A 20,784-nucleotide genomic window follows, 5' to 3' on the forward strand; every position below is an offset into this window, starting at 1 on the left:
AGTAACCATGATCAGCATCAGACCTGACGAAATTAGCAGCATTATTCGGCAGCAAATTGAACAATACGACCGAGACGTTAGTGTTTCTAACGTGGGTACCGTATTGCAAGTAGGTGACGGGATTGCCCGGATTTATGGCCTAGACAAGGTTATGTCCGGGGAACTGGTGGAATTTGAAGACGGTAGCGTTGGCATCGCCCTGAACTTAGAAGAAGACAACGTGGGCGTGGTGCTAATGAGCGATGGTCGCAACATCCAGGAAGGTAGCTCTGTGAGCGCCACCGGCAAGATTGCTCAGGTGCCAGTGGGCGAAGCCTTGATTGGTCGTGTTGTGGATGCTCTCGCTCGTCCGATTGATGGAAAGGGAGACCTTAACACCACAGAAACCCGCCTCATTGAATCAGGCGCACCGGGAATTATTGCTCGGCGCTCGGTTTACGAACCGATGCAAACCGGCATTACCGCTATTGACGCGATGATTCCGATTGGTCGGGGTCAGCGGGAGCTAATCATTGGTGACAGACAAACCGGAAAAACTTCGATCGCGGTTGACACCATCCTCAACCAGAAAGAAGAAGACGTGATTTGCGTCTACGTCGCTATCGGTCAAAAAGCTTCTACCGTCGCCCAAGTGGTGAACGTGCTTCAGGAACGAGGCGCAATGGACTACACCATTGTGGTAGCAGCAAACGCTAACGACCCAGCAACCCTGCAATATCTGGCTCCCTACACGGGCGCTAGCTTGGCAGAATACTTCATGTACAAGGGCAAGGCGACGCTGATCATCTATGATGACCTCTCCAAGCAAGCCCAAGCTTATCGCCAGATGTCCCTGCTGCTGCGTCGTCCGCCCGGACGGGAAGCTTATCCTGGGGATGTGTTCTATCTCCACTCCCGTTTGCTGGAGCGTGCCGCAAAGCTGAGTACAGAACTGGGTGAAGGCAGCATGACCGCGCTGCCAATTATCGAAACCCAAGCTGGGGACGTTTCCGCTTACATTCCCACCAACGTGATTTCGATTACCGATGGTCAGATTTTCTTGACCTCCGACCTATTCAACTCTGGCTTGCGTCCCGCAGTGAACCCCGGTATTTCCGTATCGCGGGTGGGTTCAGCGGCTCAAACCAAGGCGATGAAAAAAGTGGCTGGTAAGCTAAAGCTGGAGTTAGCCCAGTTTGACGACCTGCAAGCTTTTGCTCAGTTTGCCTCGGATTTGGATAAGGCAACCCAAGACCAGTTGGCGCGGGGTCAGCGCTTGCGGGAACTTCTGAAGCAGCCGCAATACTCGCCGCTATCAGTGGCTGAGCAAGTGGCAGTTGTGTATGCAGGTTTGAATGGCTATTTGGATGATATTCCTGTAGAAAAGGTGGCTCCTTTTGCGCGATCGCTGCGGGAGTACCTGAAAACCAGCAAGCCGAAGTACATGGAAATCCTCCGCAAAGAGAAGCAGCTGACGGAAGATGCAGAAGGCATCCTCAAGGAAGCGATCGGTGAAGCGAAGAAGACCTTCATGGCGATGGCGTAACTTGTCCAAAGCGAATAGCTAAGCGCGAATAGCTAATTGTAAAAAGTAGCGCTTCGCAATTAGCTATTCGTAATTAGCCACTCGCAAAGGACAACTGACACCGGACAAAACTATGGCAAATCTAAAATTTATTCGCGATCGCATTCAGTCGGTCAAAAACACCAAAAAAATCACCGAGGCAATGCGCCTCGTTGCTGCTGCCAAAGTGCGCCGCGCCCAACAACAGGTGACTGCCACTCGCCCCTTTGCCGACCGCCTCGCTCAGGTTCTCTACGGTCTGCAAAACCGTCTGCGGTTTGAAGAAGCTAACCTGCCTCTGTTGAGAAACCGGGAGGTTCGGTCTGTAGGAATTTTGGTGATTACAGGCGATCGCGGTCTCTGCGGTGCCTACAACACCAACGTCATCCGTCGCGCTGAAAACCGCGCCAAGGAACTACAAGCCGAAGGTCGGGACTATAAATTTGTGCTGGTAGGGCGCAAAGCTATCCAATACTTCCAGCGTCGCGACCAGCCGATTGACGCTACTTATACTGGCTTAGAGCAAATTCCTACAGCAGCAGAAGCATCCAGAATCGCTGACGAACTGCTTTCCTTGTTCTTGTCAGAGAATGTAGACCGGATTGAATTGGTCTACACCAAGTTTGTCTCCTTGATCAGCTCTCGCCCAGTGGTGCAAACCTTGCTGCCGCTGACAACCCAAGGACTAGAAGCAAGAGATGATGAAATCTTCCGCCTCACAACTCGCGGTGGTGGTTTTGAGGTAACACGGGAGAAAGTCTCTACCCAAGTTCGAGAGTTCCCACGGGACATGATCTTCGAGCAAGATCCAGTACAGATTCTCGATGCCCTCCTGCCGCTGTATCTGAATAACCAGTTACTGCGGGCTTTGCAAGAATCGGCAGCGAGCGAACTAGCAGCACGGATGACGGCGATGAACAACGCCAGCGACAACGCTAAGGAGCTGATTGGTTCTCTTACTCTGAAGTACAACAAAGCGCGTCAGGCGGCAATCACCCAGGAAATTCTGGAAGTTGTCGGCGGTGCCGAAGCGTTACAAGGCTAGATTTAGCTTTTCAATTTAATTTACACAGAGCGTCTGAGATTACTCAGACGCTTTTTTGTTGTATGCACTCGCATCATCGAACGGATAGACCCACTTAAGCAGCACCTATCACTGCCCAAAGCAAAGCGTATAACAAAAAGTTTCTAGATTGTTGCAATTTATTTACATACTGTTACAATAGTTAACATAAAGAAACAAAGGAAAGACAACCATGAAATACACCACCGACGAAAGAGGCATCCTCAACAACTATGCAGCCGAGCCTGCGGTGTACTTTGCCGAACCCCCCTCACCAGAGCAGCAGCGTCGCTACGCTTTCCAAGGCGCGATCGCTATTTTGTTTGTCACCCTGCTGGTTCTGACTGCATTGGGTGTCAGCTAAGTTATTCGAGATTTCAAGATTTACGGATAAATACAACAAACCAGGACAAACAACCATGAGATACACCACCGACGAAAGAGGCATCCTCAACAACTATGCAGCCGAGCCTGCGGTGTACTTTGCCGAATCCCCCTCACCAGAGCAACAGCGTCGCTACGCTTTTCAAGGCGCGATCGCTACTTTGTTTGTCACCCTGCTAGTTCTGACTGCATTGGGTGTCAGCTAAGTTATTCAAGATTTACAGAGCAATACAACCAACCAGGACAAACAGCCATGAAATACACCACCGACGAAAGAGGCATCCTCAACAACTATGCAGCTGAGCCTGCGGTGTACTTTGCCGAGTCCCCTTCACCAGAGCAGCAGCGTCGCTACGCTTTTCAAGGCGCGATCGCTACTTTGTTTGTCACCCTGCTGGTTCTGACTGCATTGAGTGTCAGCTAAACCTGAAGAAAGAGAAGTTTCAGACACTTATTTCCAATACTTAGGAGTTCGGTTATGAAGACTGACTTTGACTTTGATGCCCGCTATCAGTTTGCGCCGACTGTCTTTAACACTGATTTCAACAACTTTGCGCCCATCACTGCTAATCAAGCTTGGTCGTTGTTCTTTACCGCTGGTCGTAACGATGCGGCGCTGGGAGATAATCCTGAAGTAGGGCGACTCTTCAACAACATCTTGAGTGCTGTTGTCTTCACAGTGATTGTTGGAGCCTTTACTTTCTACTCGTTTTAAGACAAAGACAACGTGAAAATTTCCTTAGCCCCAGCTTCTCCAAAGCTGGGGTTTCTCATTTCTAGGCATTATGGTTTGACGGGGTGAGTAGCTAATTGATTCATGAAACAATAGAGAAAGTTTAGTTTCCGTGGGGAAGCATTCCCTCTAGCCATTGCTGCTCATGTCCAAGACACATAAAGTTGAAATTTACGATCAAGGCAATACTCAGACCCTTGAAGTGCCAGAGGATAAAACGATCCTTCAGGTTGCCTCTGCTGCTGGGTTAGACTTACCCAGCTCTTGCAATGCGGGAGTTTGTACTACCTGTGCGGCTAAGGTTCTAGAAGGCAAGGTAGAACAGGGGGATGGCATGGGCGTCAGTCCAGAGCTTCAGGCACAAGGCTATGTACTGCTCTGCGTCGCTTATCCCCGATCCGATTTGAAAATTGAGAGTGGGAAAGAAGACGAACTGTACGAGCTACAATTCGGGCAGTTCCAGAAGTAGGGCTACTCAGACTCGACAAGTAATTTCGCGGCTTTTCAAACAAAGCCTGCGGTCATTTAGCCTTAATTCAGCACAGGGCAAACTGGTATTTCAATATTCCGTACTAGAACCACTAAGATGACGACACACTTTATTACCGCAGAAATTGACCTTCAGGAATCGCCAGTGCAGCTACACTCTGCTATTGAGGCAGAATTGGAAAAACGGGGAGAACCCTTGCGCTGGGCGATCGCTTCTGTAGATGTCGAACAGCAGAAAGCCCACGTTGAGGCAATCGTTACAGTCGCATCCGACTCAGCTCAGTGAATCGGCGTCCTTACACGGTTGTCTTAATTGTCCCGACTGGGGTTGGGGCAGCAGTTGGGGGATATGCGGGGGATGCGCTGCCAGTGGCAAGAGCGATCGCGCAAATCTCCGACATCCTGATTACCCACCCCAATGTCCTCAACGGTGCCCAGTTGTACTGGAATTTGCCCAACGCCTTCTACGTGGAAGGCTACGGACTTGACAAATTTGCGGCTGGGTGCTGGGGACTGCGACCCGTGCATCAGAACCGGGTCGGTTTAATCCTCGACCAAGGAATTGAACCCGAACTGCGGTTGCGGCATCTCCAGGCAGCGGATGCCACGAGAGCCACGCTGGGATTGAATCTCACAGATTATGTAGTGACAGACGCCCCGCTTGGGGTGGAACTGCGGACAGCGGCATCGGGAGCTAGTTGGGGGACGATTGGAAATCCTGATAGTTTATTACGGGCAGCAGAGGTACTGATTACTAAGGCGAGGGCAGAAGCGATCGCAGTCGTTGCCCGTTTCCCCGATGACATCGAAACCGAGGCGCTGGAAAGTTACCGACACGGGCAGGGAGTTGACCCCCTTGCCGGTGCTGAAGCGGTGATTAGTCACCTGATCGTGCGAACCTTTCAAATCCCCTGTGCCCACGCCCCAGCTTTGTTACCCCTGCCCCTCGATCCGCACCTGTCTCCCCGCTCAGCTGCCGAGGAATTGGGCTATACTTTTTTACCCTGCGTTCTAGTGGGTCTGAGTCGCGCCCCCCAGTTTATTGGAAAAACCCACAGTGGTACGACCTTACCTGGAGATGTGTGGGCAGATCGAGTCGATGCCGTCGTCGTACCCGCAACTGCTTGTGGCGGCAGTGCAATCCTGAGTTTAAGCCAAACGCGATCGCAGATTATTGCCGTCGAAGAAAATAAAACTCAGATGCAAGTCCCTCCAGAACAAGTGGGAATTAAAGCATTGCGGGTAAACTCATATTTAGAAGCACTCGGTGTCTTGGTGGCCCATCGAGCTGGGATTAGTCCAGGTGCCATTAGTCCAACCCTGTCTTCGCTAGTCAGAATTCAGTAAGGCGGACAATCCTCTACTTTTACCCTTCATCCTTCATCTTTCCGAAGTGGCAAAACAGCTTCCTACCGATCCGGAAATCGAATCCCTGACGCGCACCCAAATTTTAATTGCGATGGGGGTGACAGCGGTTGTATTGCTCGTCATCGCCAAGCTGTCCCTGCATTTCGGCGCGTTTTCCGTTATGCCCGTGCGCCCGACCCTAGAAGCATCACTTTTGGGCGTCGGAATTGGGCTAGGAATTACGGGTGCCAGTAGCGTCATCTATCACCTATGGCCTGGTTATCAGCGCAGCGCCGACTACTACCTAGAATTAGTGCTAAAACCCTTATTTTGGCCTGATTTGATCTGGTTAGGACTCTTGCCCGGTTTAAGCGAAGAATTACTGTTTCGGGGTGTAATGCTGCCAGCAGTGGGATTAAATTGGGTTGGGCTAGTAGGATCGAGTTTTTGCTTTGGCATCCTACATCTGAGTGGCCCTCAACAATGGCCTTATGCAGCGTGGGCAACTACTGTCGGATTGCTACTCGGTTATAGCGCCTTGGAGACGGGTAATTTGCTAGTGCCAATTGTGGCTCACATTACGACGAATTTAATTTCCAGCTGCCTTTGGAAGCTGGATACCAAAAAGGCATAAATTTTAAGAATCGGGAATAGAACGTTGTGAAATGTCAGTGGTTCAGATTCCCGACTTCTCTAAGAAGTCGGGAATCGCGCCTTAACGAATCGTTTAGAATTACGATATATCTTTTATCTTGTTAATGCGATCGCGCGGCTGCCAAAGCGATCGCTTGCGGTAATATCTTGTGTTCCTGAACTTGAATCCGGGCGTGTAGCGTGTCTAATGTATCGTCGGGAAGAATCGGGACAGCCGCTTGTAGTAAAATTTTGCCGCTATCAACTTCCACGTTTACCAGGTGAACGGTACAGCCAGTTATTTTTACCCCTGCATTCAAGGCTTGTTCAACTGCTCGAATCCCCTTGAAACTCGGTAACAAACTGGGGTGAATGTTAATCATTCGATCTGGGTAGGCATCCACTAAAACCTGGGTGACGACACGCATCCAACCTGCCATAATTACCCATTCCACTTCATACTGCTGCAAGGTTTCCACAATTGTTTGATCTAACGCTTCGCGGCTGTTAAAGTCTCGGTGATTCAGCAAAACAGTGGGTACACCCCAGCCTTCGGCGCGGGTAGCGGCTTTTGCACCGGGATTATTGTAGATCAGAACTTTTATTTCGGCATTAAGTTGCTGTTGCGCGATCGCTTCCGCTACTGCCTCAAAATTACTGCCAGTCCCCGATGCCATTACACCTAATTTTAAAGGAGGGCGATCGCTCAAAAGATTGGGAGGAACCGTTGGAGAAATTAGGCTGGAGATATAATTAGGGCTAGAATCAGATGTTGAGGGATTGAAAGTCATGGAGCTAGAAATAGACAATGAATTATTAATAGAATCTAATAATTTTTATATCAAAATATGTCCCCTAGAAACAGAGCTTCATTACTCACCCTCATTTAGAGCAAAAATTGACTGTAAAATTTCTCCAACAATTAAACTTCAATATAATTACAGCGATTACATCTGGTTTAAACTTGAAGATTTTGATAAATTTGTAACTGATGTTTGAGACATTGTAGCTGGCACCAAAGAAATAGCAGAACTCAAATCCATGAGTCCCCCTACAATGCTCATAGTTAGTAAATATGACAACTATTCAAAGTGTACTATAAATATTGATGCGGGCTTATCTGTTTCTGAAGAAGAAAGAATTAAAATTACAACATCTTTTATTCAAGAATACGATTTTTTAAACATTCTTTCAAGGTCTGTTACAGAATTTTGGGGCAATTTCAAATGCCTTCTTAGAGAGAGGAACTTATAAATAAGGATTCGGGAAAAAATCGACCTAGCTAGGGATAGATTTGACGAAGGCTGGATTAGTTTTCATCAACTCTTCAGCGTTGTAGTGAATGCGAACCAGCCGGACACTGGATTTGCCCAGATATATTCTTCGGAGGCGTTGGCATTGCAGGCGGTGTGGATGAGGGTTTATCTGTTTCGCAAATTACTGTTCTTGTAATATTTTCACCATTATTTGTGACAACAAATACAGCACCCGTGTAGCTATTAAGTTCGGGGCGCTTGGCTTTGGCAGTGTGCATCACCCTTTGAGTGCCATTACCTTGAGGTACAATTTTGTAATTATAACTCTCTGTCTCTGGCTTAATCCCAATCCCTAGCTGCTCAATTGTTGTACCGAATTTATTATTTTCCAAGTAATAAGCTTGTTGTGAACGGTTCATCGCACCGATGTACGTTTTCCCTTCAGATTGTTTTGCCTTGGTTGCTTGATTGTTAAAGGCTTCCTTAATATCAACGATTTTAGTATTGGGAGGTAAATCGGGTGAGTCAGAAAGCTTTTGAACCGGGATTTCATAAGCAACCGGAGGCTCAGAAGATGTTTCCGGCGGGAGGAGGAATAATTTACCTTCTGGCGTCAATACAAATTTCACCGCCTGACTGGATGATGGATTGTTGACTTGCCATTGTCCTACCCAGCGATCTGTCCGTAAATTGGCATTAGCAGCGCTAGGAGAGGAAGAATCTGAAGGTGTATTGGTTGAATTACATCCATAGATAGCGAGTAACCCAAGCAATCCGCTAAGCATTCGGAAACCAGGGTGTTGGCTGCGTTGCTTGAATACGGTTATGTTCACGTTATCAGTTGCTAACAGGAGATTAACAGGATCTTAGCAGTGCCGCCAGGTAGAATAACGCTACGACGCTAAGATTCAACGGTAAGCCAATCGCTCAATGAAAAATACGCACTTTTCTCGGAGGCAGCTATTAGATAATGATGCGATCGCTGCCTGGATTTTTCTAACCCCCGCCTTAATTCTGTTAGGGCTTTTTCTCCTATGGCCTATCGCTTATTTGTTTTACCTCAGTTTTACCACGGGTAGCTTTACCTCGGCTGGTGTCCGCTTGGTGGGATTGAGAAACTACTGGCGTCTTATGTTGAGTCCTGACTTTTGGCAGGTTCTCGGTAACACCGCTTATTTCACCATTGCCACGGTGATTCCCAGTTTGGTAATTCCTTTGGGTTTAGCAGTGCTATTAAATCGTGCCTTTGCCCTGCGAGGAATCCTGCGAACTGCCTATTTTATCCCCTCAATCGTTAGTCTTGTGGCAGCTGGTTTGGGGTTTCGCTGGTTGTTTCAAACCGAAGGACCAGTTAACGCATTTCTAAATGCTATCGGAATTGAACCGATTTCCTGGCTGGGTAGCACGTTTTGGGCGATGCCAGTGCTGATTTTGTTAAGCATTTGGAAGCAATTGGGTTTCAATATGGTGGTGTTTTTGGCAGGGTTGCAGGCGATTCCCTCCAGTCGCTATGAAGCGGCAGAACTAGATGGTGCCAATTCCTGGCAACAATTTTGGTACATTACCCTGCCAGGATTGCGCCCGACTCTCATCTTTGCCACCGTCACGACGGCTATTTTTACCCTGCGGAGTTTCGAGCAAGTTTACGTCATTACCGGCGGCGGGCCATTAAACTCGACTAATTTGCTGGTTTACTACATCTACGACCAAGCGTTTGCCCAATTTGATTTTGGTTATGCCGCAGCGGCGGCAACTGTGCTGTTAGCAGTAACGCTAGTGTTAGTGTATTTTCAGCTAAAAACTTGGGGAGAAGAGGCTTAGGAATTGTGTTTATCGTCTACATCAAGTTAGCCATTTCCGATGAGGTAAGTTTGTCTAAGTTTGTTGAGCAAGGCTATAGCAATCCAATGTGAAATTTATCTTTGTTGTTTTTAACGAACCGCAGAGGACGCAGAGGGCGCAGAGAGAAGAGAAGAAGAGAGAAAGAATGGTGTTGCGAGTGAAATTAGGATTGCTATAGGTATGCTCAAGGGGTTGAATTCATTGTGTTAGAGAACTTCTACCCAAAAATCAGCGGTAACAATCTTACCGTTGCGGTTAAACTGACCCCAGAGTTTATATTTTCCTGGTTCGGGAAATTTGGTATGGAAAAGAACCTGACCTTCAGGAGTATCTTTCATGGCATGGGCGTGAATGTAATCTGCGGCTGTTAAGCTTGGTGACTGTCGGAGAATAACTAAATGACCTTTTTCTCCTAAGTACGGTTGCAAGTCTTTGACGGGTTGAGTGTTAGAACCGTCTCGCAGATCAAACGTTAAGGTAACATCTTTACCTGCTTTGAGGGTTGGCTCAGAAAATACAAGATTTGCTTTTGTATTTCCGAAAGTTTTAAACTGATTTAGATCGATTGCTGGTGCAGGTGAAATTTTACCAGGAATCTGTGTTTTTACTGCCGAGACTTGTTCCTTTTGACCGGCTGGTTTGTAGTCACTTAAAAGAGTGTAATTACCCGGTTGAGGAAAACTTGCCTCGACTTCAAAACGCCCATTCTGCTTGTAGGTGGGATGAAGATGGCTGAAAAACTGGAGATCGTCACTGACAACAATCAAGTGCATCAGTTTTTCTTGAAAAGTGTCAAACTTAGCGATCGCTTTCCCGGATTTGTCTTGAATATCAATCGCTAAAGGAACGGGTTTGTTCGGGGTAATCGTTCCTTGAATCGTCAGCTTCGCCTGTGCTGGCTGAGTTTCAGGCATCGATTCGTGCCCCGATTCGTGCTTCGATCCGTGCCCCATCTGATGTCCCTCATGAGGGTCGCCTCCAGCCGCATGATGCCCCGTATGGGAGTCATTCCTAGTGTTTGTAGGGGTCGCTTGCATCGTTCCATCCTTCATTTTCATCGTATGAGTGACTGCGCCTGTAGCGATCACGCTTCCTGCCACTAAACCAACCAAACCCAAAAGCATTGACTTATTTTTCATTATTTTACTCCTCTTGATTTGCCGTTCCGGCTGCTTTTACTTCCAAGACACCTCTAGCCATATTCATTCCACAGGTAAAGGGATATTCGCCTGGGGTTTTTGGTGTGAATTCCACAGGTGTCATCCGATTCAAATCCAAATCTTTAGCAATGTGAAAATCCGGTAAAATGATTTTTTCCAGACAAATACTGGGGTCTTTTCTGAAAAAATTGAGCCGCACAGGTTGCCCTGCTTTCACGATGACTCGATTTGGATCGTAACCGCCATCTACTTGGATAGTCAGTTCCTGAATTCCTTGATTTGCTGTCGCTTGTTGAGCTTGAGTTTTACTCACCAGAAACCACCAAAGTTCTAACCCAATTAAAGCCAACCCGCCTAAAGTAAGACCCAGTTTTAGCTCAAAAGGTTGCTTAATTTGACGAAATTGGTTTGTGGGCATCGGTGCATGGGCTGAAGTGGCTTTTGCGGGTGTTCCTGAGAAAATCGAGAGCAAAATCCACAAAACCAGAAGATTACTCAACAATTTTTTTTGATTTACCATATTTCCTCCTTTTCTATGCAGTTAGAAATTTACTCGCGGCTGAAAATTCCGCAAGCGCAAAGCGTTACTGACAACAGAAGCCGAACTGAATGCCATCGCTGCACCCGCAATCATTGGGTTCAGTAACCAACCAAAAATCGGGAATAAAATACCAGCAGCGATTGGAATTCCAGCGACGTTGTAAATAAAGGCAAAGAAGAGATTTTGGCGAATATTCTGCATCGTGGCGCGACTTAATTGAATCGCAGTAACAATACCTTGCAAGTCGCCAGAAATGAGAGTGATGTCGCTAGCAGCGATCGCGACATCGGTTCCGGTGCCAATCGCTATTCCCACGTCTGCTTGTGCTAGTGCTGGGGCGTCGTTGATGCCATCGCCCACCATTGCCACTACTTTACCTTCGGCTTGCAGTTCCTGGACTTTAGCGGCTTTTTGGTCGGGACGGACTTCCGCAAACACTCGCGTGATGCCAACTTCTTGCGCGATCGCATCTGCTGTTTTGCGATTATCCCCCGTTAACATCACCACTTCTAAACCCATGCGGCGTAGCGATCGCACAACGCCTGCGGAAGAGGGTTTCAGGGCATCGGCAATGCCAATCAATCCCTGCATTTCGCCATCTACCGCAATCCAAACGGCAGTTTTTCCAGCAGATTCCCAAGCAACTTTTTGTCCTTGCAAAGGTAGCGTTTCAATCCCTAATTCATCCATCCAACGCTGAGTACCGATTTGCACCAGTCGGTCGGATACAATTCCTTGAACGCCACTACCCGCGATCGCTTCAAAATTTTTCGCCTCCGGCAATGGAAACTGCACTTCCTGAGATTGGGCATACCTTACAACCGCTTCAGCCAAAGGATGTTCTGAATTGCGTTCAACTGCTGCCGCTAACTTTAATAGCTTTATCTCATTGCTGTGGACAGTTCCTACCATCGTGATGTAGTCGGTAACAGTGGGTTTTCCCTGAGTCAGAGTCCCCGTTTTATCCAACACAATCGTTTGAATTTTATGCGCCACTTCCAGACTGTCAGCACCTTTAATTAAGATGCCATTTTCTGCACCTTTTCCGGTTCCCACCATCACAGAAGTCGGCGTTGCTAAACCCAAAGCACAGGGACAAGCAATAATTAACACTCCCACCATTGTCATCAGGGCCATTGTGAGATTGCCCATCACGTCGAACCAGATAATAAAAGTAGCGATCGCGATCGCAATCACCACTGGCACAAACCACCCGGTTACTTGATCCGCCAATCGCTGAATGGGGGCTTTGGCACCTTGCGCTTGTTGCACTAGTCGGACAATTTGAGCCAAAACGGTATCTCGTCCAACTCTCGTCGCCCGAAACTGAAAACTGCCAGTTTTATTAATCGTCGCCCCAATCACTTCATCCCCCGCCTGTTTCTTCACGGGCAAGCTTTCACCCGTCACCATCGCTTCATCGACACTAGACGTGCCTTCTACCACTTCCCCATCCACGGGGATTTGTTCGCCAGGACGCACTAAAACCACATCGCCAACTTGGACAGCTTCAACCGGAACATCGATTTCCTGTCCATTGCGGATCAAACGCGCCGTTTTCGCTTGCAAACCCATCAATTTGCGAATCGCTTCCGACGTTTGTCCCTTGGCGCGAGTTTCTAAAAACCGTCCTAGCAGAATTAAAGTAATGACAACCGCCGCTGTTTCGTAATAGACATCTGTAATTCCCTCCAAGAATCCTGGAAATACAGTCACAAACAGCGAGTAGAAATACGCCGCACCTGTACCCAGCGCAATCAGCGTATTCATATCAGCCGCGTGACGCTTCAAAGCTTTCCACGCACCTGTGAAAAAAGATTGACCGCACCAAAATAAAACTGGCGTTGTCAACACTAGCTGCACCCAAGAATTATGCAACCATGCCGGAATTAAGGGGAGGTGCAACCCAGTCATTGCCGGAATTGACCCCACCACCAGCACAATACTAATCGCTGCGCCGAATACCACTTTCCGCGCCAAATCTTGCCGTTCCTGACGGCGGGTGGCTGCTTCGGTATCATCTTCTTTGCTTCCGAATTCTCGAACTGGCGCGGCTGTATATCCGGCGTCGGTGACAGCCTGCTGAATTTCCTCTAAACTCGTTTGCTGAGGCTCGTACTTAACAGTCGCCTGTTCCATGCCGAAGTTAACGTTACACTCGCTGACGCCTGAAACATTGCGAATCGCTTTTTCTATCGCACCAGCGCAAGCCGCACAACTCATTCCTTGTAACTTCAGAGAATGTGTTTCCATAACTTTCTCTAACTCGATGATTTTAGGTTAATCTCTCTAGTTAACTGGAGAGTCAAGGGGGTTAGAGAAAAAATCTTGTGTGCCATATTGGTTCTGAAAAGCGCGATCGCGTATGCAGCGATAATTCCGCTTCTCGCCACCCCACCACCCCCATCCGTTTAGAAGAAAGCACCTATGTATCGCGACCAGCTAATTGCAGAATTAAAGCTTTGCATAGAGCCATTGTTACCTGGTTATCTAGCAATTTTTGATTTGGCTGATACGAAGCGGCGCAACCTTTACTTAGGTCACGAAGAAGTAGATAAAGATATTTTAGAATTCGATACTTTGTTAAAAGCTCATCTCGGTAAAGCTTTCAAACGAATTGGGGGCGATCGCTGGGTTGCTTTTGTTACTGAAAATCAACTCAACGTTTTCGATCGCTTAATTTTGGCATACCAAAAAGAAGTCCCTATCTCTGCTGGCTGGGAATGTAGAGCGATCGCTCCTAACAGCACTTTAGTTCATATTGAGGAGAAAACCGATGTCTTGATAAGTCGCGCTGTCCGATGTGGCTACTTAAATATCCAAGACATCAATGACGTAGCGGCTAGGGTAAATGATTTATTAGAAAAAATATGGCGTTTACCTGTTAATTCCGCAACTTCACTAGAGCAGGAATTAACATTTAATGAACCAAAATGGAAGTGTATCATTGGCAATTTACCTAGCACTGCGTACTGTCCCTTCTGCAAAGGCACAGAGTTTGAATGGCTAGAAGGTACTGATGACACTGCTTACGAAATTTGTAAGGGTTGTCGCGCCGAAGCGGATTTTGTATACGGCTGAATATCGCACTCTTAAATGGTTTGTGAAGGCGAGATACCCGACTTCTCTCTCGAAGTTTGGGATTTGAAGGGCTGGCTAACTAATCAAAGAAAATCGCCTTATTCGTAGCTATTTGTTGAAATTCGCTTTTCTTCGATAAACTGAAGCCAAAAAGCCGCAGCGATGCCCCAAATTGCATTAAAAAATAATATAAACAGTGGAGTTAAAACTCCCAATTTCAACCCTAGCAGCCCTTGATTCGCTTTCACCGAAAATACAATCAGTAATTGCGCCAGTGTCGGCGCAAGACTATAGACAATTCCTCGCAAGACAATCCCTCGCAACCAAGAGGGGTAACGCAGAAAAGGCAAGACAAAGAGAAATCCCCATAAACCGCCCCAAACGATGCGAGGATAAAGCCAATATGGGGTCAAAGCTGGCGCAATTTTCACCCCCAAGGCAGCAGTGATGCCCAGAACTCCAAACAGCCAAACAGCAAGACTATTTGCCAGTCCTCCCAAAGCGCCAGCGGCGAAGACGAGTGTTAATTTTCTGCTCCACTGCTGCATCCAAATTTCCCCTAACCTTTGCGATAATCTTATCGCTAGGCAACAGGATATCCAGCGTTCGCGATCGCTTCCCTGACTTTGTCTGCTGGCTGTTGTGTTTCCACACTTACGAGCTTGGTTTTGGTATCAGCCTCTACCTTCGCGGTGGGGTCAAGAGTGGCAACTGCCTTAGAAATCGTGTCTACACAGGCAGAACAAGCCATGCTGGGAACTTTCAGTTGTAGTGTCATAGTGTAAATTCAGGATTATTGTTTCAATCGCTATTATGAAATCTCCAGTTAACTGGAGAGTCAAGTAAATGGACATCCAAACTGCTCAACTAATTGTGAATGGCATCGCCGTGGGTTGCATCATTGCGCTAGCGGCGATTGGTCTAACGCTGACTTATGGAATTTTGCGCCTTTCCAACTTTGCTCATGGCGATTTTATGACCTTGGGCGCGTATCTTACCTGGTTAGCGAATATCAGTGGGATAAATATTTGGCTGTCAATGATTCTAGGGGCGGGGGGAACAGTAGCGGCGATGCTACTGAGCGAACAGCTGCTCTGGAAACCAATGCGGGCACGCCGTGCCTCCCCTACCACCCTGATCATCATCTCGATTGGACTTGCCTTGTTTCTCCGCAATGGCATCATTTTCATTTGGGGAGGAGGCAACCAGCGCTACAATTTGCCAATTGCCTCCGCCCTCAACATCTTCGGAGTCAACGTAGCTTATTACCGGATCGTTGTCATGGTTTTAGCCGTCCTCGCAATGTTGGGGCTGCATTTCCTGTTGCAGAACACCAAAATCGGGAAGGCAATGAGAGCAGTTGCGGATGATATCGATCTGGCTCGCGTCTCAGGCATTAACGTTGAGCGCGTGGTGATTTGGACTTGGCTCATTACCGGCGTTTTTACGTCCCTGGGAGGAGCCATGTACGGGCTGATCACGGGCATACGCCCCAACATGGGCTGGTTTTTGATTTTGCCGATGTTTGCGTCGGTGATTCTCGGCGGGATTGGCAACCCCTACGGCGCGATCGCAGGTGCGTTGGTAATTGGTATCGCCCAAGAACTCAGCGTCCCCTTCCTGGGGTCTGAATACAAGCAGGGCGTTGCCCTCTTGATCATGGTCTTAATTCTGCTTGTCCGTCCCCAAGGCTTGTTCAAGGGCACCCTATAAAAGGATGAAGGATGAAGGATGAAGGATGAATCAACAGGCTATCCATCCTTCGCCCTTCCGCCTTCATCGTTGTCATTCGCCCTAACCTCAAAACTGTAGATTCAGTTTTCTTAGAGATGGATTACGGGTTGATGATGTGGAAATAAATCGCTGCAACCAGGAAGTTACCAGCTAAGAGGATCAGCGAAACGATAGTACGGAAAGGATAGGGAGGCTTACTCGTTTGGGTAAGAGAACCTTTTGGTTTCTTGGCTTGTGCAGTCATAAGCATTTGCTCCTAATTTTGGACTTTATCAAGAAATACCAAAGAGCTGTCACAATTAGCACGGCTCGATAGAAATATTTTCATTTACCCCAGTCTTCCTGAAAGCAGCGTAGACCTTGATAGGCGCTTTCCCGATGCACGATAAATGGAAAAATTCTTTTTTCCTCCCGTGGCTTCTTGACTTTAAGCACTCTCTCCCGCGTGGTAGGAACTGCGGACGAGGGGACCGGAACGGACGTGAGCAAAGCCCATTTCCCGCGCGATCGCTCCCAGATGCTCAAATTCTTCTGGCGTCCAGTATTTTTGGACTGGTAGATGTTCTAGCGAAGGGCGCATATACTGACCGAGGGTAATGCGATCGCATCCAGCATCCCGCAAATCGGTCATCGCCTCAATCACTTCGGCTTCCGTTTCCCCATGTCCCAGCATCAAGCCGGATTTCGTGGCAATTGTGGAGTCAAGTTCTTTCACAATCCGGAGAACATCAAGCGATCGCACATACTGTGCCCCTCGTCGCACCCGTCCTTGCAGACGCTCCACCGTCTCAATATTGTGGTTATAACAAACGGGTGACGCTGCAACCACCGTTGCAACTCGTTGCCGTTGTTTCTCCACCGCATCCTTACCCCCCCAGAAATCTGGCGTCAACACCTCAATCAGGGTTTCCGGGTTCATCTGTCTTATCGCTGCCATCGTCGCCGCAAACCAACTCGCCCCCCCATCCGGCAAATCATCTCTCGCCACCGAAGTCAGCACCACGTAGCGCAAAGAAAGCAACTGCACCGCCTGAGCCACCTTTTGCGGTTCTTCCGGATCTAAAGGCATCGGTGCGTGCCCTTTCTCCACTTGACAAAAAGCACAGGCACGGGTGCAAGTTTGCCCCATCAGCAGAAACGTTGCTGTCTTTTGGGTATAACACTCTCCCCGGTTCGGACAGCGCCCCTCTTCGCAAATCGTGTGAATTTGCCGCTGCTTAATAATTCGCTGCACCGTCGAAATGTCGCTTGCTTTCCCGATGGAGCGTCGCAACCAAGGCGGTAGCGCCTCAATTTCTGACCTCCACGCTTGTACATCAGGCTGAATTTGTCGAGCATTCGTTTCGGTAGGCAAATTCATGTTTTTTTCTGGGCTACCAGCTCAATGAGCATCCGTATAATACAGAACTTACGCAGCCAAACTCCTAAACTCAATGGCTTACAACAATTTTCATCGCAATTTTCTATTAAACGCAGTCCGGTTTAACCCCACCTCAGCCCCTCTCTGTTCGCGGATTTGGTTCAATATTCTCCCCTCTCCGTGAAGGTTGAGGCGCTGGGGGTGAGGTTCCGATCGAGTGAGAACCACTATCTCGCCTGCTTTCCTGCGCCTTTGTCTATATAGCCAGTACAGGATAGCCAGTACAGGCACAACCCAAAAAAGCCCCTACGTTGTCGGGCAATGCGTCAGTCCTATGATACAAATCTTAAATCATTCGACTCTAACTCTGATTCTGCTTCTGCCTTAGTTTTTTTCCCTTTCAGGTCAGACCGGATTAATCTAGAATTAGGCACGCTGCTAGCTTTTTGGCTTTATGTTTTTGTATGTCAAGACGATCGAAGAGTGAGGATATCAGGCAAACCATTGTGTTGCTGTATACCACGCACTCATGAGAATCCCCATTACGGCGCTAGCGTTGGTTTACCGTAATCGGGTATAGAAATCATAGTTCTGTAGCGCAGACACACTTGTACTACACATTCCAAATTATCCTGATTGGTATGAACGCGAGGCAGTTTTCTGCTAGCCGCTCATCTTGCTGAAATTAGCGACAAGGCAGCAGTCGGCTCAAATCAACTTTAGTTTTTCTTTAAATTACCCCTAAGGAGTCAGTCGTGGCAGGTCACAAAATTCTGGTGATTGATGACAGTCGAGTGATCAGAAATACAGTACGAGATATGTTACCACCGGGTAACTTTGAAATTTTAGAAGCAAAAGACGGTCTGGAAGGCATGAATCTGATCTACCAGTCACACCCGAACTTGATTATGTTAGATTTTCTCTTGCCCAAAATGAGCGGGTGGGAGGTGTTTCAGCAGATTCAAAGTAAGCCCGAACTTCAGTCAATTCCTCTCGTTTTAATGTCTGGTCGGAAAGAAGAGGTGACAGAGAAAATCTCAGAACCTTTTGAATATTTTGAATTCATACCCAAGCCCTTTGACCAGAAGCAACTGATTGCCGCTATCAAAACAGCGATGGCAAAAGCAAGAAACCGCCCGGTGGTAGTACCGTCAGCACCGCCGGCAGTCGTCGCTAAGGATACAGTCCCACCAGACACAGGGGTTGCGTCAGCAGACATTCAGCAGTTAAATGCCAAGATTGCCAAGATGCAAGCTGAGATTGATGCCTTGAAGAAACAGGTGGCTCCAATGGCAGCGATGCCTAGTGAGGTTGATGGCTTGAAGAAACAGCTAGCTCAAATTGTGACATTCATTAAACAAAAGCTGAAGTAATCGCTAGCATTTATAGAATACACCTCAGCATTTAGATCCTGTCCCCATTCAATCTTCCAGCTCATTTGACTCGTAATCGGGGCGTTCTTACGGTTGAGTTTCTTGTTTCATGGAATGTCCTCAGTCACCACTCCTAGGAGTTAGTTATGCCAAGTAACAAGATCCTGGTTATCGATGACAGCAGCACCAGTCGGAGTCTAGTCCGCAAGCTATTGCCCCAGAGTAACTTTGAAGTTCTCGAAGCAAAAGACTCTCAAGAAGGACTGAATTTAATCCGAAAAGAACGCCCCAATTTAATCGTGCTGGATTTTCTGTCATCTCAACCTAGTAGCTGGGAAGTCTTTCAACAAATTCAAGTCTCTCCGGAACTCCAAAAGATTCCTTTAGTGGTGACATCAGGGCGTAAAGAAGAAGTTACACACAAAATTCCAGAACCGTTTGAGTATTTTGAATTTGTTGCCAAGCCGTTGGAGCAGAAGACGCTGATTCAGGCGATGAAATCAGCAATGGCTAAGGCGAAACTGCCCCGGCGGCAAGCGGCTGCGGCTGGTACCCAAACAGCACCAGCCGCTAAAGGAACCCCAACGCCTCCCGACGTTCAGAAAGCGGGAGCAACTCAAAAAATCCTAATTGTTGATGATGCTAAAGTCATTCGGGCTTCATTGCCAGAAATGTTGCCTCCGGGCAACTTTCAAGTTTTAGAAGCAAAAGATGGGGAAGAGGGACTTAATCTCATCCGTCAAGAGCATCCGAATGTCATTATTTTGGATTGGATTCTGCCTCGCATGAGCGGTTGGGAGGTTTTTGGGCAACTTCAAGCTTCGCCCGAACTCCAGATGATTCCTTTAGTGGTCATCTCTGGGCGGAAAGCGGAAGTGATGGAGAAACTTTCAGAACCGTTTGAGTATTTTGAATTCCTAGAGAAGCCCTTCAATGAGAAGCACTTAAATCAGGCAATCCAGTCAGCGATCGCTAAAGCCAAATTGCCACGCCCACAAGCTGGAACACCTTCTGCTCAGACAACCGCAGCCGTTGCTGACTCTACAGATGCATCTGCTGAAATTAAGGCATTAAATGAAAAAATGGCGGCAATGCAGGCTGAAATTAAGGGATTGAAGGAACAAGTCGCTGAAATTCCGGCACTGAAAAAACAATTGGCTCAGATGATGGCTTTCGTTAAGCAAAAGTTGAGTTAGAAGCCCTATTTAAGTGACTAGAATACCCAGATTATCTACTGGCTGCTAATGACTCATTACTAATCTCCCTCTTGTGTCATTTTGAGAGAATTCGATGAATTTACGGTATTACAGCCCGCGAGAAATCAAGCTTTCACCCCAGTTTGACAGAAGAGGGATCTAGCAATTCTAGGGTTCTACTCGCTTAATCCAACTCTCTGCGCCCTTCTAAGGCTCGTGCTAGTGTCACCTCATCGGCATACTCTAAATCACCGCCCATCGGTAAACCAAAAGCAATCCGCGTCACCTTGGTAAACGGCTTTAGTAATTGACCGACGTACAGGGTGGTTGTCTCACCCTCCACACTAGGACTAATTGCCAAAATCACTTCTTTAATTTTTTGCTGGCTGACTCGCCGCACCAGCGGTTGAATATTTAGTTGGTCGGGGCCAATTCCATCCATCGGTGAAATGATGCCTCCCAAGACGTGATACTTGCCGCTATATTCGCGAGTTTTTTCCAGCGCAATCACATCACGGGAATCTTCCACCACACAGAGGGTGCTGTTGTCGCGGTTAGAGTTACGGCAAATATCGCAGACAGGTTCAGCCGAGAGGTGAAAGCACACCTGACATAAACCCACTTGCTTTTTCGCCTCAACTAAAGCTTGAGCCAGTGTTTCTACTTCTTCGGGCGATCGCTTAATAATATGCAGTGCCAGACGTTGTGCAGTTTTCGGGCCAACTCCTGGCAACCGTTGCAGTTGCTCGATGAGACGAGCTAAGGGACGTGTGTAAACCGTTGTCCTATCTCCAATCTGTATGCTTCCATATTTATCCTAAACCCCCGATAGATTGGATTGATACAATCTGGCTCTATCTGTGGTTCCCAATAAAAAAGCGCCCCCTTGCGGGAGGCGCTTTTGATGTAGAGACGCGATATATCTTGTCTCTAGCGATTAGCCATTGATGCTGGGAGCCATCAGAGCCACTGGGGTGGACTCACCAGCTGCCAAGTCGAGGGGGAAGTTGTGAGCGTTGCGCTCGTGCATTACTTCCATACCCAGGTTG

Annotated in this window: 26 protein-coding genes and 1 pseudogene; 16 read left to right on the forward strand and 11 right to left on the reverse strand. The window is 47.7% G+C overall.

What is annotated here, in order from left to right; translation table 11 throughout:
• The first annotated feature begins 7 nt into the window (after nucleotides 1-7).
• The 10 genes from atpA to NDI34_RS19605 all read left to right on the forward strand — a co-directional run bounded on the left by atpA (nucleotide 8) and on the right by NDI34_RS19605 (nucleotide 6,193).
• Nucleotides 8-1,525, forward strand: coding sequence for a F0F1 ATP synthase subunit alpha (gene atpA, locus NDI34_RS19560; protein WP_190426132.1), 1,518 nt, complete (start codon nucleotides 8-10; stop codon nucleotides 1,523-1,525).
• Between the two features lie 112 nt (nucleotides 1,526-1,637).
• On the forward strand, nucleotides 1,638-2,588 hold the full coding sequence (locus tag NDI34_RS19565) for a F0F1 ATP synthase subunit gamma (protein WP_190411207.1): 951 nt from the start codon (nucleotides 1,638-1,640) through the stop codon (nucleotides 2,586-2,588).
• A 211-nt stretch (nucleotides 2,589-2,799) separates the two neighbouring features.
• Complete coding sequence (locus NDI34_RS19570) at nucleotides 2,800-2,970, forward strand: ssl1498 family light-harvesting-like protein (protein WP_190439357.1); 171 nt, start codon at nucleotides 2,800-2,802, stop codon at nucleotides 2,968-2,970.
• 55 nt (nucleotides 2,971-3,025) lie between these two features.
• Nucleotides 3,026-3,196: a ssl1498 family light-harvesting-like protein gene (locus NDI34_RS19575; protein WP_190411208.1), complete on the forward strand. Its 171-nt coding sequence runs from the start codon at nucleotides 3,026-3,028 to the stop codon at nucleotides 3,194-3,196.
• Nucleotides 3,197-3,243: 47 nt separating this feature from the next.
• Nucleotides 3,244-3,414 (forward strand): ssl1498 family light-harvesting-like protein, encoded by a 171-nt coding sequence (locus NDI34_RS19580; protein ID WP_190411209.1) that lies wholly within the window; start codon nucleotides 3,244-3,246, stop codon nucleotides 3,412-3,414.
• A 54-nt stretch (nucleotides 3,415-3,468) separates the two neighbouring features.
• Complete coding sequence (locus tag NDI34_RS19585) at nucleotides 3,469-3,705, forward strand: hypothetical protein (protein WP_190411210.1); 237 nt, start codon at nucleotides 3,469-3,471, stop codon at nucleotides 3,703-3,705.
• Between the two features lie 163 nt (nucleotides 3,706-3,868).
• Nucleotides 3,869-4,192: a 2Fe-2S iron-sulfur cluster-binding protein gene (locus tag NDI34_RS19590; protein WP_190411211.1), complete on the forward strand. Its 324-nt coding sequence runs from the start codon at nucleotides 3,869-3,871 to the stop codon at nucleotides 4,190-4,192.
• 117 nt (nucleotides 4,193-4,309) lie between these two features.
• On the forward strand, nucleotides 4,310-4,498 hold the full coding sequence (locus NDI34_RS19595; RefSeq protein ID WP_190439363.1) for a hypothetical protein: 189 nt from the start codon (nucleotides 4,310-4,312) through the stop codon (nucleotides 4,496-4,498).
• A complete protein-coding gene (locus tag NDI34_RS19600; protein WP_190411213.1) occupies nucleotides 4,495-5,559 on the forward strand; it encodes a DUF3326 domain-containing protein in 1,065 nt (354 codons plus the stop codon). The genes NDI34_RS19595 and NDI34_RS19600 overlap by 4 nt, the downstream gene beginning before the upstream one ends.
• A gap of 46 nt (nucleotides 5,560-5,605) precedes the next feature.
• A complete protein-coding gene (locus tag NDI34_RS19605; protein ID WP_348233567.1) occupies nucleotides 5,606-6,193 on the forward strand; it encodes a CPBP family intramembrane glutamic endopeptidase in 588 nt (195 codons plus the stop codon).
• 121 nt (nucleotides 6,194-6,314) lie between these two features.
• Here the strand turns inward: NDI34_RS19605 and purN are convergent, their stop codons facing one another.
• The gene (purN, locus tag NDI34_RS19610; RefSeq protein WP_348233568.1) at nucleotides 6,315-6,983 is read right to left on the reverse strand and encodes a phosphoribosylglycinamide formyltransferase; all 669 of its coding nucleotides are present in this window, start codon (nucleotides 6,981-6,983) and stop codon (nucleotides 6,315-6,317) included.
• A 536-nt stretch (nucleotides 6,984-7,519) separates the two neighbouring features.
• The gene (locus tag NDI34_RS19615; protein ID WP_348233569.1) at nucleotides 7,520-8,281 is read right to left on the reverse strand and encodes a type IV pilin-like G/H family protein; all 762 of its coding nucleotides are present in this window, start codon (nucleotides 8,279-8,281) and stop codon (nucleotides 7,520-7,522) included.
• 97 nt (nucleotides 8,282-8,378) lie between these two features.
• On the opposite strand from NDI34_RS19615, the gene NDI34_RS19620 reads away from it, so the two are divergent.
• Nucleotides 8,379-9,269, forward strand: coding sequence for a sugar ABC transporter permease (locus tag NDI34_RS19620; protein ID WP_348233570.1), 891 nt, complete (start codon nucleotides 8,379-8,381; stop codon nucleotides 9,267-9,269).
• A 227-nt stretch (nucleotides 9,270-9,496) separates the two neighbouring features.
• Here NDI34_RS19620 and NDI34_RS19625 read toward each other — a convergent pair whose 3' ends face one another.
• From NDI34_RS19625 to NDI34_RS19635, 3 genes are read right to left on the reverse strand one after another with little or no spacing between them, the layout of a single operon-like run.
• A complete protein-coding gene (locus NDI34_RS19625; RefSeq protein ID WP_348233571.1) occupies nucleotides 9,497-10,429 on the reverse strand; it encodes a hypothetical protein in 933 nt (310 codons plus the stop codon).
• A 4-nt stretch (nucleotides 10,430-10,433) separates the two neighbouring features.
• Nucleotides 10,434-10,970 carry a cupredoxin domain-containing protein gene (locus tag NDI34_RS19630; protein WP_348233572.1) on the reverse strand — a complete coding sequence of 179 codons (537 nt, stop codon included), beginning with the start codon at nucleotides 10,968-10,970 and terminating at the stop codon, nucleotides 10,434-10,436.
• 21 nt (nucleotides 10,971-10,991) lie between these two features.
• Nucleotides 10,992-13,244 carry a heavy metal translocating P-type ATPase gene (locus NDI34_RS19635; protein ID WP_348233573.1) on the reverse strand — a complete coding sequence of 751 codons (2,253 nt, stop codon included), beginning with the start codon at nucleotides 13,242-13,244 and terminating at the stop codon, nucleotides 10,992-10,994.
• Nucleotides 13,245-13,418: 174 nt separating this feature from the next.
• Here NDI34_RS19635 and NDI34_RS19640 point away from each other — a divergent pair, with 174 nt between their 5' ends.
• Nucleotides 13,419-14,072, forward strand: coding sequence for a hypothetical protein (locus NDI34_RS19640; protein ID WP_190679163.1), 654 nt, complete (start codon nucleotides 13,419-13,421; stop codon nucleotides 14,070-14,072).
• A gap of 98 nt (nucleotides 14,073-14,170) precedes the next feature.
• Here NDI34_RS19640 and NDI34_RS19645 read toward each other — a convergent pair whose 3' ends face one another.
• On the reverse strand, nucleotides 14,171-14,620 hold the full coding sequence (locus tag NDI34_RS19645) for a hypothetical protein (RefSeq protein ID WP_348233574.1): 450 nt from the start codon (nucleotides 14,618-14,620) through the stop codon (nucleotides 14,171-14,173).
• A 35-nt stretch (nucleotides 14,621-14,655) separates the two neighbouring features.
• On the reverse strand, nucleotides 14,656-14,850 hold the full coding sequence (locus NDI34_RS19650) for a heavy-metal-associated domain-containing protein (RefSeq protein WP_190411224.1): 195 nt from the start codon (nucleotides 14,848-14,850) through the stop codon (nucleotides 14,656-14,658).
• Between the two features lie 68 nt (nucleotides 14,851-14,918).
• On the opposite strand from NDI34_RS19650, the gene NDI34_RS19655 reads away from it, so the two are divergent.
• Nucleotides 14,919-15,785 carry a branched-chain amino acid ABC transporter permease gene (locus tag NDI34_RS19655; RefSeq protein ID WP_348233575.1) on the forward strand — a complete coding sequence of 289 codons (867 nt, stop codon included), beginning with the start codon at nucleotides 14,919-14,921 and terminating at the stop codon, nucleotides 15,783-15,785.
• Nucleotides 15,786-15,906: 121 nt separating this feature from the next.
• Here the strand turns inward: NDI34_RS19655 and NDI34_RS19660 are convergent, their stop codons facing one another.
• Both NDI34_RS19660 and lipA read right to left on the reverse strand, forming a co-directional pair.
• The gene (locus NDI34_RS19660; protein ID WP_190411226.1) at nucleotides 15,907-16,050 is read right to left on the reverse strand and encodes a photosystem I protein PsaX; all 144 of its coding nucleotides are present in this window, start codon (nucleotides 16,048-16,050) and stop codon (nucleotides 15,907-15,909) included.
• 183 nt (nucleotides 16,051-16,233) lie between these two features.
• Entirely contained in the window at nucleotides 16,234-17,166 is a 933-nt protein-coding gene (gene lipA / locus NDI34_RS19665; protein WP_348233576.1) for a lipoyl synthase, read from the reverse strand.
• 755 nt (nucleotides 17,167-17,921) lie between these two features.
• On the opposite strand from lipA, the gene NDI34_RS19670 reads away from it, so the two are divergent.
• From NDI34_RS19670 to NDI34_RS19680, 3 genes and pseudogenes are all read left to right on the forward strand, one after another.
• Complete coding sequence (locus tag NDI34_RS19670) at nucleotides 17,922-18,539, forward strand: response regulator (RefSeq protein ID WP_348233577.1); 618 nt, start codon at nucleotides 17,922-17,924, stop codon at nucleotides 18,537-18,539.
• A 146-nt stretch (nucleotides 18,540-18,685) separates the two neighbouring features.
• Nucleotides 18,686-19,072 (forward strand): annotated as a pseudogene (locus tag NDI34_RS19675) (response regulator); the annotation flags it as partial.
• Nucleotides 19,073-19,162: 90 nt separating this feature from the next.
• Complete coding sequence (locus NDI34_RS19680) at nucleotides 19,163-19,735, forward strand: response regulator (protein ID WP_347276231.1); 573 nt, start codon at nucleotides 19,163-19,165, stop codon at nucleotides 19,733-19,735.
• Between the two features lie 184 nt (nucleotides 19,736-19,919).
• Here the strand turns inward: NDI34_RS19680 and recR are convergent, their stop codons facing one another.
• Both recR and NDI34_RS19690 read right to left on the reverse strand, forming a co-directional pair.
• Nucleotides 19,920-20,531, reverse strand: coding sequence for a recombination mediator RecR (recR, locus tag NDI34_RS19685; protein ID WP_190411240.1), 612 nt, complete (start codon nucleotides 20,529-20,531; stop codon nucleotides 19,920-19,922).
• Nucleotides 20,532-20,672: 141 nt separating this feature from the next.
• Nucleotides 20,673-20,784: photosystem II protein D1 (locus tag NDI34_RS19690; protein WP_348232938.1), on the reverse strand; the 112-nt coding region annotated here is incomplete at its 5' end.

The organism is Trichocoleus sp. DQ-U1, assembly GCF_039961925.1.
GTDB lineage: Bacteria > Cyanobacteriota > Cyanobacteriia > Cyanobacteriales > FACHB-T130 > FACHB-T130.

Coding starts and splice junctions, on each gene's coding strand:
- NDI34_RS19640 (WP_190679163.1), top strand. CDS start 13,419: ATGTATCGCGACCAGCTAATTGCAGAATTAAAGCTTTGCATAGAGCCA.
- NDI34_RS19620 (WP_348233570.1), top strand. CDS start 8,379: ATGAAAAATACGCACTTTTCTCGGAGGCAGCTATTAGATAATGATGCG.
- NDI34_RS19635 (WP_348233573.1), bottom strand. CDS start 13,244: ATGGAAACACATTCTCTGAAGTTACAAGGAATGAGTTGTGCGGCTTGC.
- NDI34_RS19660 (WP_190411226.1), bottom strand. CDS start 16,050: ATGACTGCACAAGCCAAGAAACCAAAAGGTTCTCTTACCCAAACGAGT.
- purN (WP_348233568.1), bottom strand. CDS start 6,983: ATGACTTTCAATCCCTCAACATCTGATTCTAGCCCTAATTATATCTCC.
- NDI34_RS19565 (WP_190411207.1), top strand. CDS start 1,638: ATGGCAAATCTAAAATTTATTCGCGATCGCATTCAGTCGGTCAAAAAC.
- NDI34_RS19645 (WP_348233574.1), bottom strand. CDS start 14,620: ATGCAGCAGTGGAGCAGAAAATTAACACTCGTCTTCGCCGCTGGCGCT.
- NDI34_RS19625 (WP_348233571.1), bottom strand. CDS start 10,429: ATGAAAAATAAGTCAATGCTTTTGGGTTTGGTTGGTTTAGTGGCAGGA.
- NDI34_RS19595 (WP_190439363.1), top strand. CDS start 4,310: ATGACGACACACTTTATTACCGCAGAAATTGACCTTCAGGAATCGCCA.
- NDI34_RS19590 (WP_190411211.1), top strand. CDS start 3,869: ATGTCCAAGACACATAAAGTTGAAATTTACGATCAAGGCAATACTCAG.
- NDI34_RS19650 (WP_190411224.1), bottom strand. CDS start 14,850: ATGACACTACAACTGAAAGTTCCCAGCATGGCTTGTTCTGCCTGTGTA.
- atpA (WP_190426132.1), top strand. CDS start 8: ATGATCAGCATCAGACCTGACGAAATTAGCAGCATTATTCGGCAGCAA.
- NDI34_RS19580 (WP_190411209.1), top strand. CDS start 3,244: ATGAAATACACCACCGACGAAAGAGGCATCCTCAACAACTATGCAGCT.
- NDI34_RS19570 (WP_190439357.1), top strand. CDS start 2,800: ATGAAATACACCACCGACGAAAGAGGCATCCTCAACAACTATGCAGCC.
- NDI34_RS19585 (WP_190411210.1), top strand. CDS start 3,469: ATGAAGACTGACTTTGACTTTGATGCCCGCTATCAGTTTGCGCCGACT.
- NDI34_RS19575 (WP_190411208.1), top strand. CDS start 3,026: ATGAGATACACCACCGACGAAAGAGGCATCCTCAACAACTATGCAGCC.
- lipA (WP_348233576.1), bottom strand. CDS start 17,166: ATGAATTTGCCTACCGAAACGAATGCTCGACAAATTCAGCCTGATGTA.
- NDI34_RS19630 (WP_348233572.1), bottom strand. CDS start 10,970: ATGGTAAATCAAAAAAAATTGTTGAGTAATCTTCTGGTTTTGTGGATT.
- NDI34_RS19655 (WP_348233575.1), top strand. CDS start 14,919: ATGGACATCCAAACTGCTCAACTAATTGTGAATGGCATCGCCGTGGGT.